The sequence below is a fragment of the Streptomyces sp. NPDC003042 genome, assembly GCF_053591315.1.
The window spans coordinates 10,976-24,915 of record NZ_JBSFTP010000057.1; the positions used below are offsets into that span (position 1 = coordinate 10,976).

The window sequence follows — 13,940 nt, forward strand, 5'->3', positions numbered from 1 at the left end:
GGCAAGGGCTGAGGCCGGCACACCCCTGACAGGCGGGACCTGGGCGCAGCCCGGCCCGGCAAGGGCTGAGGCCGGCACACCCCTGACAGGCGGGACCTGGGCGCAGCCCGGCCCGGCAAGGGCTGAGGCCGGCACACCCCTGACAGGCGGGAGGACCTGGGCGCGGCCCGGCCATGGGTTGGGACCAGGCCCCGGCCCCGGCGCAGCCCTGCAAGGGCACGGGTGGCCCCGGCCCGGCGGGGTCCCGGTAAACAGCCGGCAGGCTACTGGCGGACGTGGGTGTTGACCCAGTCGACGATCGCCGTCGTGGTGGCGCCCGGGGTGAAGATTTCGGCAACGCCCTTGGCCTTGAGGGGGGCGATGTCGTCCTCCGGGATGATTCCGCCGCCGAAGACCTTGATGTCCTCCGCGTCCCGCTCCTTGAGGAGTTCGAGTACGCGGGCGAACAGCGTGTTGTGCGCGCCCGAGAGGATCGAGAGGCCGATGGCGTCCGCGTCCTCCTGGATGGCGGTGTCCACGATCTGCTCGGGGGTCTGGTGGAGGCCGGTGTAGATGACCTCCATGCCCGCGTCACGCAGCGCACGCGCGATCACCTTCGCGCCGCGGTCGTGGCCGTCGAGACCCGGCTTGGCCACCACCACACGGATCGGACCGGTCACACCCATCGCACTGCCTCCCGAGTGAACGAACGTTAAGTACAGCATTGCGCACCGCACCGTTTCGCGGTCAACCACGAGGGGGAAATCACACGTGGGACGCCGTTGATTCATCACCGCCGAGTCGCCCCGCCACCGCGCCGACAGCCGCGCGGCACGGTGGCGGGGCCGCGTCGGCGGCGCACAGCCGCGTACCCGAGAGGTCAAGGGGAGGCCTTCCGTGGGGCTGTCGATCACGCCGCTGCCCGTGTCGCGCACCGGGGCCGCCCTACGGGCCGCCGCGCTGGAGGCGGTCGTGCTCACCGGGCATCTGCTCCTCTATCCCACCGGGATCCGCGAGGAACGCCCGGCGCCCGGCCCCACCCCCGCGCCCCCCGGACAGCGGCCGCCCGTTCTCCTGCTGCACGGGTTCACCGACAACCGCTCCGTCTTCGTGCTGCTGCGCCGCGCCCTCGGCGCGGGCGGCGGCAGGCGCCGGGTGGAGACGTACAACTACTCGCCCTTCAGCCGCGATCTGCGCGTCACCGCCCGTCACCTCGCCCGCCGCGTCGAGGAGCTGTGCGAGCGCAGCGGCCAGGACCGGGTGGACCTCGTCGGGCACAGCCTCGGCGGGCTGGTCGCGCGGTACTACGTCCAGCGGCTCGGCGGCGACGCGCGCGTCGGGACGCTGATCACCCTCGGCACCCCGCACTCCGGCACCCGCGTCGCCCCCTTCATGGACGCGCACCCGCTGGTCCGCCAGATGCGCCCGGATTCCGAGGTGATGGCCGAGCTGCGCGCTCCCGCGCCCGGATGCCGGACCCGGTGCGTGTCGTTCTGGAGTGAGTTCGACGCGCTGATGGCACCCACGGGGACGGCCCGTCTCGAGCACCCGGACCTCGACGCGACGAATGTGCAGGTCACCGGTATCGGGCACCTCGCCCTGCCGGTCCACCCCACCGTCATCACCGCCGTCCGGCGCGCCCTCGACGGACCGGTCCGCGACGCCGGGGCCCTCACCGACTCCCGCACGGACGACGCCGCCGCCGCTCGGACCGAGGGCCGGACCGAGGGCCGGAGCGTGGCCGGCTGAGGCCCTCGCCCTACCTCATCAGCCCCTCACATTCGAACGAATTTCGAACTCAAGGCCAAGGCTCGGTCTTTCAGCGACCGAAAGGCGGCCGAATGCCCGGTTCCCGCGAGGCCGAAACCCGCCGAAGATTGTCGTCGCCAGTAACCGCCGGGTACAGTCACGCCACTGCTCTCCTCCGGTGAACCTCGAGTTCCCCGGCCACCCAGGCCCCCACTGCCGAGGCGAAAGAGAAGTTGGTGAACGACCGCCCAACGTCGGGCCAGTACCCCGAAACGGGGTATGACGGCCTTTCCACCACCACTTTCGCTGGTGACCAGCCATACGTTTCCTATGAAACGCAAGGTCAGGGCTACCACTACGCCACGGACTACTCCCCTTCCGGCGCCTACGACGCGTACGGTTCGTACCAGTCCACCGGCACGTACGACACCACCGCGTGGGCCCCGGAGCAGACTTACCTTCCGACCGTCCCCAGCCAGAGCGTCCCCGAGGGCGCCAGCGGCCAGTGGGATTCCACCGCCTGGAACACGCCGACCGCCGACTTCCAGCCGACTTCGTTCGGCTACGAGTCCACGGGCGCGGACCAGTCCGGTCAGTGGCAGGTCCCCGACTACGGGCAGGACACCGGCACGTACGACGCCACGGCCTGGAACAGCGGTGGCGCGGAGCCGGTCTACGCCTACGAGGCCACCTCCGTCGTACCGGTCGTCCCCGACGCGGACCCGTACGCCGGTGACACCGCCGTCTTCGAAGCCCTCGCCGTCACCGTCGAGGACGAGCCGTCCTTCACGGAAGCCGTCCACGACCAGCCCACCCAGGCCATGCCCGTCACCCCCTCGGCGACCGCGACTCCCACCGCCACCGCCACCGCGACAGCCACCGAGCCGCGCGCCTCGCGCCGGGCCGGAGCCAAGAACGCGGGCAAGGCGGGCAAAGCGGCCAAGACCGTCCCCTCCGGCGGCAGCAGCCGCCGCCGCACCCCGGCCAAGCGGTCCGCCCTGTTGACGGTGGCCATGCCCTCCGCCTGCGTGATGGGGGTCGCGGGAGTCGCCGCCGCTTCCGTCGGCGGGCTCACCGGCAGCGAGAAGCCGGCCGAGGACACGACCACGGTGGCCGCGCCGGACGTGGCCGAGGTCCAGCCGGCCGCGGCGAACAACAAGCTCGACACGCAGCTGGCCGCGCTCAGCGCCGACGCCGGCGACTTCGCGGACCGCGCGAGCCGCACCCAGGAACGCCTCGACCTCAAGCAGCGCCAGGAAGACGACAAGAAGAAGCGGGCCGAGGAGGCGGCGGCCAAGGAAGCGGCCCGCCCCAAGTTCGCGGTCCCCGTCGCGCAGAACGGCCTCAGCGCCAGCTTCGGCCAGGCCGGCGGCATGTGGATGTCCGTGCACACCGGCATCGACTTCCCGGTCGGCTACGGAACCCCCGTCATGGCCGCGACCGACGGCACCGTGCGCACCCAGTGGAACAGCGCCTACGGGAACATGGCCATCGTGACCTCGCCCGAGGGCACCGAGACCTGGTACTGCCACCTCAGCAGCACCAAGATCCGGTCCGGCAAGGTCAAGGCCGGCGACGTCATCGGCTACGCGGGCAGCTCCGGCAACTCCACCGGCCCGCACCTGCACTTCGAGGTACGGCCCGGCGGCGGCGCCGCGATCGACCCCCTGGCGTGGCTGCGCAGCCACGGCCTGGACCCGAGGTAGCCACAGCCGAAGTCGCAGCCGAAGTGGTAGCCGCAGCCGCAGCGCCTCCTACAGCTTCTGCACCGGCGCGTAGCGCAGCAGCAGGCGCTTCGGCTTGTCGTCCCCGAAGTCGATGGTGGCCTGCGCGTCCGCGCCGGCTCCCTTGACCTCCATGACCGTGCCCAGCCCGAACTGGTCGTGCGTGACGCGGTCTCCGACGGCCAGCGCGATGACCGGCTTGTCGGTGGCCCGGCGCGTCGCGAAGCCCGACGGACCCGACTTCGTACGCGACGAGGAGAGGAACGACTCGGGCGACGTGCCGAACGAGGACTTCCCGCCTCCGAACGACGAGGACGACGACGACGAAGACGAAGACCCGTATCCCGAACTCCGCATCGGCCCCGCCGGCTTCTGCGCCGCGCCGGTGCGCTTCCACTGGAGGTATTCCGCCGGGATCTCCTCGAGGAACCGCGACGGCGGGTTGTACGAGGGGGTGCCCCACGCGCTGCGCATGCTGGAGCGGGTCAGGTACAGCCGCTCGCGCGCCCGCGTGATGCCGACGTAGGCGAGGCGGCGCTCCTCCTCCAGCTCCTTGGTCTGACCCAGCGCGCGCATGTGCGGGAAGACCCCGTCCTCCATGCCGGTCAGGAAGACCACCGGGAACTCCAGGCCCTTGGCGGTGTGCAGGGTCATCAGCGTGATGACGCCCGTGCCTTCGGTGTCCTCGTCGGGGATCTGGTCGGAGTCTGCGACGAGCGCGACCTGCTCCAGGAATTCGGCGAGGGTGCCGGGGTTGTCGGCGTCCCGTGCCTGCTCGAACTCCAGCGCGACGGCCGCCAGCTCCTGGAGGTTCTCGATCCGCGTCTCGTCCTGCGGGTCGGTCGACGCCTGGAGCTCGGCGAGGTAGCCGGTGCGCTCCAGCACCGCCTCCAGCACGACGGCGGGTCCGGCGCCGGAGTCGACGATGGTCCGCAGTTCCTCCATCAGTACGTTGAACCGCTTGACGGCATTGGTGGACCGCGCCGCCATCCCGAAGGCCTCGTCCACGCGCCGCAGCGCCTGCGGGAAGGTGATCTTCTCGCGCATCGCGAGAGCGTCGATCATCGCCTCGGCCCGGTCGCCGATGCCGCGCTTGGGTACGTTCAGGATCCGGCGGAGCGGGACGTTGTCCTCCGGGTTCGCCAGGACGCGCAGGTACGCCAGAACGTCCCGGACCTCCTTGCGCTCGTAGAAGCGGACCCCGCCGACGACCTTGTAGGGCAGCCCGACCCGGATGAAGATCTCCTCGAACACACGCGACTGGGCGTTGGTCCGGTAGAAGATCGCGACGTCGCCCGCCTTGGCCTCGCCCGCGTCCGTCAGCCGGTCGATCTCGTCGGCGACGAACTGCGCCTCGTCGTGCTCGGTGTCCGCGACATAGCCGGTGATCACCGATCCGCTGCCGGCCTGCGTCCACAGGTTCTTGGCGCGGCGGTTCTCGTTGCGCTCGATGACGGCGTTGGCGGCCGAGAGGATCGTCTGCGTGGAGCGGTAGTTCTGCTCCAGCAGGATCGTCGTCGCGTTCGGGTAGTCCTCCTCGAACTGGAGGATGTTGCGGATGGTCGCGCCGCGGAAGGCGTAGATCGACTGGTCGGCGTCGCCCACGACGCACAGCTCGGCGGGCGGCAGGTCCGGGTAGCCGGTGCCGACCAGCTCGCGCACGAGCGTGTACTGGGCGTGGTTGGTGTCCTGGTACTCGTCCACCAGGACGTGGCGGAAGCGGCGCCGGTAGTGCTCGGCGACCTCCGGGAACGCCTGGAGCAGGTGCACCGTGGTCATGATGATGTCGTCGAAGTCGAGCGCGTTCGCCTCGCGCAGCCGTCCCTGGTACATCGCGTACGCCTGGGCCAGCGTCTTCTCGAAACCGTCCACGGCCTGGTCGGCGAAGGCGTCCTCGTCGATCAGCTCGTTCTTCAGGTTCGAGACCTTGGCGTTGAAGGCCTTGGGCGGGAACTTCTTCGGGTCCAGGTCCAGGTCGCGGCAGACGAGCGCCATCAGGCGCTTCGAGTCGGCGGCGTCGTAGATCGAGAACGACGAGGTGAAGCCGAGCCGCTTCGACTCGCGGCGCAGGATGCGGACGCAGGCGCTGTGGAAGGTCATCACCCACATGGCGTTCGCGCGGGGCCCGACCAGGCCCTCGACGCGCTCCTTCATCTCACCGGCGGCCTTGTTGGTGAAGGTGATCGCCAGGATCTGCCCGGGGTGGACGCCCCGCGCGCCCAGCAGGTGGCCGATGCGGTGGGTCAGCACGCGGGTCTTGCCCGAGCCGGCGCCGGCCACGATGAGCAGCGGCGAGCCCGCGTGCACCACGGCCGCGCGCTGCTCCTCGTTCAGCCCCTCCAGGAGCGCCGCCGGGTCGATGACGGGCCGGGGCGCGCCGTCCCGGTAGTACGCGTCCCCGGCTCCTCCACCGCTCATGGGCATGTCGAACCTGCCCCCGAAGAGATCGTCCGCGCCCCGTTCGGGGGCGGGGTGATCCTCGGGCGGCGGCGGGACCTCGTCGGAGGGGGCGAAGTCCGTCAGGAAACTGTCGTCAAAGAGGCTGCTCATCGCATTCCGAGTCTAGAGGGCGGGACCGACAGCCGGTCCCGGCCCCGGAAATTCGGCGGTGTCCGGCCTTCGGAGGACGAGTTCCAGCAGTCCGGGGAAGCGCCGTTCGAGATCCTCCCGGCGCAGGGCGAGGAAGAGCTTGCGCCCCTGGGGCCGCTGGCAGATCACTCCGCTCTCGCGCAGCGTCCGCAGGTGGTGGGTGACGCTGGACCGGGGCAGGTCGGGCACGACCTCGCCGCAGAAGGCCTCCTCGCCGGAGGCGAGCTTGCGGACGATCTCCAGCCGGACGGGGTGCCCGAGCGCCGCCAGGACCTCGACCAGCTCGATGCGGTCGGCGGCGGGGTGGGTCAGCTCAGCAGCAGTGGCAGCCATGGACCCACTGTACGCAAATCTCGTACGGAATCCCGCCCACCCTTGCGGGATCGTACGAAGACCTCGTACTGTCCAGATCGTTCGAGATCTTCGAACGGTCATCGACGCACACAAGGACATCGCCATGCCCGCTCCCACCACCCTCGCCCTCCCCCTCGACGACGCCGCGCTCGCCGCCTCCCTCGACGGCGGCTTCACGAGCCACCACGCCGACGTCAACGGCACCCGCCTGCACTACGTGGACAGCGGCCCCCACAGCACGCACGAACCTCTGATCCTCCTCGGCGGCTGGCCGCAGACCTGGTGGCAGTTCCACAAGGTGATGCCCGCCCTGGCCCGGCGGTTCCGCGTGATCGCCGTGGACCTGCGCGGCATGGGCGGTTCCGCGAAGCCCGCCACCGGATACGACAAGAAGACGATGGCCGCCGACAACCGTGCCCTGCTCGACCACCTCGGCCTGGAACGGGCCCACTTCGCGGGCCACGACATCGGCGCGATGGTCGCCTACGCCCACGCCGCCAACCATCCCGAGGCCACCGGCCGGGTCGCCCTCCTCGACGTCGCGCACCCCACCGAGGACTGGACCCGGATGCCGCTGCTGCCCCAGCCCGGCATGCCGCACCTGTGGTGGTTCGCCTTCAACCAGGTGCACGGCCTGCCCGAGCAGCTCCTCACCGGCCGCTACCACCTGCTCCTGGACTGGCTGTTCTCGACGGCGGCCGACGACCCCGCCACCGTCGACGCCCACTCCCGCGCGGTGTACGCCCGCGCCTACGACTCCCCGGACGCGATCCGGGCAGGCAACGACTGGTACCGCACCTTCCACCAGGACATCGCCGACCTGGCGACGTACGCCCCCGTGACCGCCCCGCTGCTCGCGCTCGGCGGCGAGCACGCCAACTACGCGTACCTCGCCGCCACCGTGCCGGCGCTGGGCACCGACACCCGGGTCGTCCGCGTCGACGGCAGCGGCCACTACCTGCCGGAGGAGCGGCCGGAGGCCGTCGTGGCCGAACTCACGCGCTTCTTCGGCTGATCGTCGGCCTCGGACCGACCGTGATCAACATCTTTATCGCCGTTCTCTGGCGCTGACCGGTCAAACCCGTTCATGACCGACCAGTTCGGTTCATCTCGTCATCTCCCCGTTACCTGCGGGCTTAGCGTCCTCCCCCAAGACCAACGGAAGGACGTGAGGCCCCCGTGGCCAGTCATCGAAAGCCCAGGCAGCGCCCGCTCTCCGGCGGCACCGTACGGACCGCCGCCACCCTCGCCCTCGCGGGCGCTGCCACCGCCACCGCCTTCGAAGGCACCTCCCACGCCGACCCCGTCCAGACACCGGCCCAGGTGAAGGCGGACGTCGACCGGCTCTACGAGGAGGCCGAGGCCGCGACGGAGCGGTACAACGGGGCAAAGGAGAAGGCCGACGAGGCCGAGCGCGGCCTGACCGGCCTGCGCGAGGAGGCCGCCCGCCGGGCGGACCGGCTCAACGCGGCCCGCAGCGCGCTCGGTTCCCTCGCCGCCACCCAGTACCGCAGCGGCGGCCTGGGCCCCGCGCTCCAGCTGGCGATGGCCACCGACCCGCAGGACTACCTGGACCGGGCCTCCTTGCTCACCCGGGCCGGACACCGCACCGCCTCCGAGGTCTCCTCCGTACGCCGGGGCCTCGACCAGGTCGGGGACCTGCGGGACAAGGCGGCGGGCCGCCTCGCGGACCTGCGGGCCCGGCAGGGCGAACTCGCCGAGCACAAGGCCGTCATCGAGGGGAAGCTCAGCACCGCCAAGCGCCTGCTGTCCCGGCTCACGGCCGAGGAGCGGGCCGCCTACGAGGCCCAGTCCACCGGCCCCGCCCCCACCAGCGCCATCCCGGCCGCCGCCACCCCCGCCCGCCCGCACAGCGCGCCCCCGCGTCCCGCCGACGGATCCCGCGCCGCGCGCGCGGTGGCCTTCGCGTACGGGGCGATCGGGAAGCCGTACGTCTGGGGCGCGACGGGACCGGGTTCGTTCGACTGCTCGGGCCTGACCCAGGCGGCCTGGCGCTCGGCCGGGGTCTCCCTCCCCCGCACCACGTACACCCAGATCAATGCCGGACGGCGCGTGTCCCGCGACCAGCTGGCCCCCGGTGACCTGGTCTTCTTCTACTCCGGGATCACCCACGTCGGGATGTACGTCGGCAACGGCCAGATGATCCACGCCCCGCGCCCCGGCTCCACGGTCCGCCTGGCCCCGGTCGACTCGATGCCCTGGTCCGGCGCGTCCCGCCCCGCCTGAGACCCGCCGGCCACCAACCCGGCGGCTACGGCGCCTTGACCTGCTGACTCAGCCAGCCGAAGGTCTGCGGCAGCTGCTTCGACCACGAGTCGAGGTTGTGGCCGCCGACCACCTTCTCCGGGTGCACCACGGTCGGGCTCAGCGCGGCGCCCTTGAGGTCCATGCCCGACAGGTAGCCGTCGTGCTGGGATCCGGACATCCACAGGGCGACCGGCGGCGGCGCCGGCGCGGCCTTGAGCAGGGCCACGAGGTGGTGCGTACGGCGCAGTTCCGGGTCCTGGGCGACCAGCGAGGAGGGCTCCTGGCCCGGGTCGTTGTAGCCGGAGAGGGAGACGGCGGCGCTGTAGCGGTCGGGGTGCAGGATGGCCAGCTTGGCGGCGCAGTACGCGCCGGCCGAGTACCCGGCCACGCCCCAGGTACGGGCCTCGGACGAGGCGCGGAAGTTGTCGACGACCATCTTGCGGACGTCGACGCTGAACCAGCTGTCCGCGTTGACCTTGCCGGGGAGGTTGGCGCAGCCGGTGTCGGCGTTGCCGAGCAGCATGGCGCGCGGCGAGACGAGGATGAAGGGCTGCACCTTGCCGCTCTTCATCAGCGGCTCCAGCACCTCGTGCACCTTGAGCCCCTGGAACCAGGACTTGCCGGTCCCGGGGATGCCCGGGATCAGCTCGACCACCGGGAACTTCCTGTCCTTCCAGGCCGGGTCGTCGTACTGCGGCGGCAGCCACACCATGACATCGCCCTTGACCCCGGAGATCTTGCCGTCGAGCTCCGTCTTCTGGACCCGGCCGCCGAGGCCGTCGACGGGCCGGAACTCCTGGCGCACCTTCGGCGCCTCCTCGGCCTTCTTCTTCCCGTCGGCCCCGCCGAGCCCGTCGGGGCCGAGGTCGGGGGCGGCGGTGACGTACTTCCCGGTGCCGAAGAGGTCGCCCCAGGAGGCGTAGAAGTTCATGTCCCTGTTGATCCCGACGAACACCAGGGCGACGGCCATGACCTGTGCGAACACCACCATCAGGCAGCGCGTCGCGGCGCGTACGACGACAGGGCCGCGCACCTTGCTCCACAGCGGCAGCGGCAGGACGACGGCGATCGCGGTCAGTACGACCGCCGTCGCGAAGAGGGGTGTACCCGTCAGGCTCATCACGCCACCCAAGAGTGCGGCGCGACGCGGCCCGGTTGCTCCCGCCGACTGCGGTGTGGATCACACCGGCCGGTCAGACCAGGCGGCGCGCCGTCGCCCAACGGGTCAGTTCGTGGCGATTGGAGAGCTGGAGCTTGCGCAGGACCGCCGAGACGTGGGACTCCACCGTCTTCACCGAGATGAACAGCTGCTTGGCGATCTCCTTGTACGCGTACCCGCGCGCGATCAGCCGCAGCACCTCGCGCTCGCGCTGGGTGAGGCGGTCCAGGTCCTCGTCCACCGGCGGCGCGTCCGTGGAGGCGAAGGCGTCGAGGACGAAGCCGGCCAGGCGCGGCGAGAACACCGCGTCGCCGTCCTGGACCCGGAAGACGGACTTCACCAGGTCGGCGCCGGTGATGGTCTTGGTGACGTACCCGCGCGCGCCGCCCCGGATGACCCCGATGACGTCCTCCGCCGCGTCCGACACCGACAGGGCCAGGAACCGCACCGGGTTCTCGGCCGCCGACATCAGCGGGGCGCAGCGCCGCAGCACCTCAACCCCCCCGCCGCCGGGGAGGTGGACGTCGAGGAGCACCACCTCGGGGCGGGTGGCGGTGATGACCGTGACGGCCTGGTCGACGTCGGCCGCCTCGCCGACGACCTCGACGCCGGTCCGGTCGGTGTCCCCGATCTCCGCCTGTACTCCCGTGCGGAACATCCGGTGGTCGTCGACGAGCACCACCCGGACCTGCCTGGTCTCCTCCACAGCGCTGTCCTCGGTCATGCCGTCCTCTCCATCTCCAGCTCGACTTCCGTGCCGCCGTCGGGCGCGGAGCGCAGTCGCGCGGTCCCGCCGTTGCGCTGCATCCGGCCGATGATCGATTCTCGTACGCCCATGCGGTCGTCCGGTACCGCGTCAATGTCGAAGCCGGGTCCGCGGTCCCGTACGGACACGAACACCGTGCGCCCCTCGACTTCCGCGTACACCTGCACCGGTCCGCCCTCGCCACCGTACTTGGCCGCGTTGACCATCGCCTCGCGCGCGGCCTGGATCTGTGCGGCCAGCTTCTCCTCGAGCGGGCAGTCCCCTACGACGACCACCTCGATGGGGACGCCGTGGTGGTCCTCCACCTCGGCGGCGGTCTTCTTCACGGCCTCCGCGAGGGTGGCGGGCTCCTCGGCCTCGTCCTTGCCGGTGCCCTCCGGCTTGTAGAGCCAGTTGCGCAGTTCCCGCTCCTGCGCCCGCGCGAGGCGGCGTACCTCTCCGACGTCCTCGGCGTTGCGCTGGATCAGGGTGAGGGTGTGCAGCACGGAGTCGTGGACGTGGGCGGCGACCTCGGCGCGTTCCTGGGCGCGGATGCGCATCAGCCGTTCCTCGGAGAGGTCCTGGGTCATCCGGATGAGCCAGGGCCCGGCGAGCAGGGCGATGCCGACGAGGACGGCGAGGGTGGCGGTGAGGACGTTGCCGAGCTGGGCCGCGGAGCCCCGTACGACGAGGAATACGGTCAGCCCGACTCCGACCAGGGCGACTCCCGCGAGGGCCCGGGTGACCTGGAGGAGCCGTACGTGGCGTCCGGCGGCGGCGCTCCAGTGGGCGCGGCGGGCGTTGTCGGCCTGGCGCCAGACGAGCACCACGCCCGCCCCGACGAGGAGGGTGGGCCAGACGTAGCGGCCGCTCTCGCCGCCGACGCTGAGCTGGGAGACGAAGATGCCGACTCCGACGGTCAGCGCGATCAGGCCCGTGATCTGCCCCTTGCCGGGTTTGCGCAGGCGCCGGCTGCCGTCGGGCAGGGTTTCGAAGAAGGACTGCTGTGCGGTCCTGCCGCCCACGCCGAGCGGTACGAAGACCCAGAACGCCGCGTAGAGCAGCACCCCGAGGCCGTCCCCGAACATGAACATGCCGAGGAAGGCGAGCCGGACCCAGATCACCGGCAGCCCGAGGTGCCCCGCGAGGCCGCGCGCGACTCCGCCGAGCATCCGGCCGTCGGCGCTGCGGTAGAGCTTGCGCTGCGGGACGGGCTCCGGGTCCGGTACGAGCGGGATGCGGGGGGCGGCGGCTACGGGCATGTCACCGATGGTCACACGCGCGAAGGCGCCGCGGCATCAGGGCATCCCCCCAGTTCTGCCCGGGGGATATCAGGGTTGCGCCAGGGTCGTGACGGGTGCCGTGGGGCCGGGCGGCCCGTCACCATGGACACATGACCGAAGTACACGACGCCCCCGCCTCGGACCCCGGGACCCCCGGCCCGGCCGAGCGGCCTCCCCTGCGCCGCAGCAAGCGCGACAAGGTCCTCGCGGGCGTGTGCGGCGGCCTCGGCCGGTACTTCGACCTGGACCCGGTGGTGTTCCGGATCGTGCTCGGGGTCCTCGCCGTCACCGGCGGCGTCGGCCTGATCTTCTACGGCTTCGCCTGGCTGCTGCTCCCCCAGGACGACGAGGAGGACAGCGAGGGCAGGAAGCTGCTGACCGGCCGGGTCGAGGGCGCCACCCTGGCGGCGGTGTTCACCGCCCTCGTGGGCTGCGCGCTGTTCCTGACGATGGTGGACAACGGCGTCATGGGGGCCTTCTCGATCCTCGTCATCCTGGCTCTCGGCGGGGCCTCGTACTGGTCCCGGCAGCACCGGCACACCCCCGCGGAGACCGAGACGCCGTCCGCCGCGAGCCCTGCGCCGCCCGAGACGCAGGCGCCGCCCGTGCCCGGCAGCCCGTCCTGGTGGCGGGACCCGCTGGTGAAGGACGGCACCACCGGCCCGGTCGGATCGACCGGCTACCTGTGGGGGCCCGACGACTCCGTCGCCGCGGCCGCGGGCGGATCCCCGGCCGCCCCCCGGCCGCGCGTCCCCGCCGCGCCGCGCGGAGGGATCGGCGGCCGGGTCTTCGTCCTGGCCGCGCTGGCCGGGGGCATCGCCACCGCCACCGTCTGGCACGGCAGCCCGCTCGGGCACGCCCTCCAGGTGGGGCTCGCCGCCGCGCTCACCGTCTTCGGACTGGGGCTGGCGGTCAGCTCCCTCATGGGCCGGACCGGTTTCGGCACGGTCGCGCTGGGCCTGATCACCGCCGTGCTGCTCGCGGGGGCGGGCGGGCTGCCCCGCGAGATCGGCACCGAGTGGCGGGACGTCGACTGGCGCCCGGCCGCGGTGGCCGACGTACGGCCCGTGTACGCGTCGGGTACCGGGCTGGCCACCTTGGACCTGAGCCGCCTGGACGTGCCGAAGGGCACCACGGTGCCGGTGCGCGCCACCATGGAGGCGGGCCGGTTGAAGGTGATCCTTCCCCGGGAGGTCACCGCGCGGGCCGACGTCTCGATCCGGCTGGGCGACATCCGGCTGCCTTCGGACACCGGCGCGGACGTACGGGTCAAGAGCGGCGGCGAAACCCGGCAGGCGACCCTGCCGCCCACCCCCGGCACCGAGGCCGGCGGGACGATCGAGCTGCACCTGGACGCGGGTGTGGGACAGGTGGAGGTGGCCCGTGCGGCGTCATGAGTTCCAGCCGGGACGGCTGCTGGCCGGCCTGGTCCTGATCACCGCGGGCGTGCTCTACCTGCTCGACGCCGCCGGGACGACCGACCTGCCGTGGCTGCTGGTGGTCCCGATGGCCGTGGGCGGGCTGGCGCTGTCGGCCCTGACCGGGATGGTGACCTACGCCGTACGCCGCGACCGGCGCGAGCGGATCAGCTCGTCCAAGGACCAGTAGGGCGCCCCGGCGAGGATCAGCGGGAGCCAGGCCATGAGGTAGATCAGGTCGTTGCCGTAGTAGTACGGGGTGACCGCCCACGACACCGTGAGCCACAGGCTGAGCGCGATCAGCGCTCCGCCGGTGGCCGCGATCCGGGGCAGTAGCCCGGCCAGGGTGCAGAGCCCCACCAGGATCTCCCCGATGGCCAGGACGACGGCGAAGCCGACGGGATTCTTCAGGGCCAGGTCCACCAGGGCGGGGACGGCCGAGGTGTCGCGTACCCCGCGCATCAGGTCGCCGATGGAGCCGTCGCCGGCGGCGGACAGGAACGCGGAGTCGGTCAGCTTGTCCAGACCCGCGTAGACGAAGGTCACGCCGAGGAAGATCCGCAAGGGCAGGAGCGCGTACCGGGCGGCCCGGTCGCGCAGGCCTTGCGCGCCGTGGGCGACATCGCTGCGGGGGACATCGCCATGAGGGACATCAGTTCGGGTCACGCGACA

At 71.8% G+C, this 13,940-nt stretch carries 13 protein-coding genes; 6 read left to right on the forward strand and 7 right to left on the reverse strand.

Features of this window, described 5'->3' with window-relative positions; genetic code table 11:
- Positions 1-263: 263 nt before the first annotated feature.
- Complete coding sequence (locus tag ACWDYJ_RS25065) at positions 264-665, reverse strand: cobalamin B12-binding domain-containing protein (RefSeq protein WP_401180222.1); 402 nt, start codon at positions 663-665, stop codon at positions 264-266.
- A 211-nt stretch (positions 666-876) separates the two neighbouring features.
- On the opposite strand from ACWDYJ_RS25065, the gene ACWDYJ_RS25070 reads away from it, so the two are divergent.
- Together ACWDYJ_RS25070 and ACWDYJ_RS25075 are read left to right on the forward strand one after the other, a co-directional pair.
- The gene (locus ACWDYJ_RS25070) at positions 877-1,728 is read left to right on the forward strand and encodes an esterase/lipase family protein (protein WP_451567834.1); all 852 of its coding nucleotides are present in this window, start codon (positions 877-879) and stop codon (positions 1,726-1,728) included.
- Between the two features lie 236 nt (positions 1,729-1,964).
- Positions 1,965-3,434, forward strand: coding sequence for a peptidoglycan DD-metalloendopeptidase family protein (locus tag ACWDYJ_RS25075; protein WP_451567835.1), 1,470 nt, complete (start codon positions 1,965-1,967; stop codon positions 3,432-3,434).
- A 48-nt stretch (positions 3,435-3,482) separates the two neighbouring features.
- Here ACWDYJ_RS25075 and pcrA read toward each other — a convergent pair whose 3' ends face one another.
- Both pcrA and ACWDYJ_RS25085 read right to left on the reverse strand, forming a co-directional pair.
- Positions 3,483-6,002 carry a DNA helicase PcrA gene (gene pcrA / locus ACWDYJ_RS25080; protein ID WP_451567836.1) on the reverse strand — a complete coding sequence of 840 codons (2,520 nt, stop codon included), beginning with the start codon at positions 6,000-6,002 and terminating at the stop codon, positions 3,483-3,485.
- Between the two features lie 12 nt (positions 6,003-6,014).
- On the reverse strand, positions 6,015-6,374 hold the full coding sequence (locus tag ACWDYJ_RS25085) for an ArsR/SmtB family transcription factor (protein WP_451567837.1): 360 nt from the start codon (positions 6,372-6,374) through the stop codon (positions 6,015-6,017).
- A gap of 124 nt (positions 6,375-6,498) precedes the next feature.
- On the opposite strand from ACWDYJ_RS25085, the gene ACWDYJ_RS25090 reads away from it, so the two are divergent.
- The gene (locus ACWDYJ_RS25090; RefSeq protein ID WP_451567838.1) at positions 6,499-7,410 is read left to right on the forward strand and encodes an alpha/beta fold hydrolase; all 912 of its coding nucleotides are present in this window, start codon (positions 6,499-6,501) and stop codon (positions 7,408-7,410) included.
- 164 nt (positions 7,411-7,574) lie between these two features.
- Entirely contained in the window at positions 7,575-8,642 is a 1,068-nt protein-coding gene (locus ACWDYJ_RS25095) for an NlpC/P60 family protein (protein ID WP_451567839.1), read from the forward strand.
- 25 nt (positions 8,643-8,667) lie between these two features.
- Here ACWDYJ_RS25095 and ACWDYJ_RS25100 read toward each other — a convergent pair whose 3' ends face one another.
- The 3 genes from ACWDYJ_RS25100 to ACWDYJ_RS25110 form a co-directional block, all read right to left on the reverse strand.
- Positions 8,668-9,783: an alpha/beta hydrolase gene (locus ACWDYJ_RS25100; RefSeq protein ID WP_451567840.1), complete on the reverse strand. Its 1,116-nt coding sequence runs from the start codon at positions 9,781-9,783 to the stop codon at positions 8,668-8,670.
- A 73-nt stretch (positions 9,784-9,856) separates the two neighbouring features.
- Positions 9,857-10,546: a LuxR C-terminal-related transcriptional regulator gene (locus ACWDYJ_RS25105; RefSeq protein WP_451567841.1), complete on the reverse strand. Its 690-nt coding sequence runs from the start codon at positions 10,544-10,546 to the stop codon at positions 9,857-9,859.
- Complete coding sequence (locus ACWDYJ_RS25110; protein ID WP_451567842.1) at positions 10,543-11,829, reverse strand: ATP-binding protein; 1,287 nt, start codon at positions 11,827-11,829, stop codon at positions 10,543-10,545. Before ACWDYJ_RS25110 ends, ACWDYJ_RS25105 begins: the two co-directional genes overlap by 4 nt.
- A 131-nt stretch (positions 11,830-11,960) precedes the next feature.
- Between ACWDYJ_RS25110 and ACWDYJ_RS25115 the strand changes: the two genes are divergently transcribed.
- On the forward strand, positions 11,961-13,247 hold the full coding sequence (locus tag ACWDYJ_RS25115) for a PspC domain-containing protein (protein WP_451567843.1): 1,287 nt from the start codon (positions 11,961-11,963) through the stop codon (positions 13,245-13,247).
- Entirely contained in the window at positions 13,234-13,458 is a 225-nt protein-coding gene (locus tag ACWDYJ_RS25120) for a hypothetical protein (protein WP_451567844.1), read from the forward strand. The genes ACWDYJ_RS25115 and ACWDYJ_RS25120 overlap by 14 nt, the downstream gene beginning before the upstream one ends.
- Here ACWDYJ_RS25120 and ACWDYJ_RS25125 read toward each other — a convergent pair.
- Positions 13,404-13,934, reverse strand: coding sequence for a DoxX family protein (locus tag ACWDYJ_RS25125; protein WP_451567845.1), 531 nt, complete (start codon positions 13,932-13,934; stop codon positions 13,404-13,406). The genes ACWDYJ_RS25120 and ACWDYJ_RS25125 overlap by 55 nt on opposite strands.
- Positions 13,935-13,940: the final 6 nt, after the last annotated feature.

What these genes read in the sequence shown, in the direction of transcription:
- ACWDYJ_RS25065 (WP_401180222.1), bottom strand. Translation starts at nt 665, where the DNA reads ATGGGTGTGACCGGTCCGATCCGTGTGGTGGTGGCCAAGCCGGGTCTC.
- pcrA (WP_451567836.1), bottom strand. Translation starts at nt 6,002, where the DNA reads ATGAGCAGCCTCTTTGACGACAGTTTCCTGACGGACTTCGCCCCCTCC.
- ACWDYJ_RS25085 (WP_451567837.1), bottom strand. Translation starts at nt 6,374, where the DNA reads ATGGCTGCCACTGCTGCTGAGCTGACCCACCCCGCCGCCGACCGCATC.
- ACWDYJ_RS25090 (WP_451567838.1), top strand. Translation starts at nt 6,499, where the DNA reads ATGCCCGCTCCCACCACCCTCGCCCTCCCCCTCGACGACGCCGCGCTC.
- ACWDYJ_RS25100 (WP_451567840.1), bottom strand. Translation starts at nt 9,783, where the DNA reads ATGAGCCTGACGGGTACACCCCTCTTCGCGACGGCGGTCGTACTGACC.
- ACWDYJ_RS25105 (WP_451567841.1), bottom strand. Translation starts at nt 10,546, where the DNA reads ATGACCGAGGACAGCGCTGTGGAGGAGACCAGGCAGGTCCGGGTGGTG.
- ACWDYJ_RS25110 (WP_451567842.1), bottom strand. Translation starts at nt 11,829, where the DNA reads ATGCCCGTAGCCGCCGCCCCCCGCATCCCGCTCGTACCGGACCCGGAG.
- ACWDYJ_RS25115 (WP_451567843.1), top strand. Translation starts at nt 11,961, where the DNA reads ATGACCGAAGTACACGACGCCCCCGCCTCGGACCCCGGGACCCCCGGC.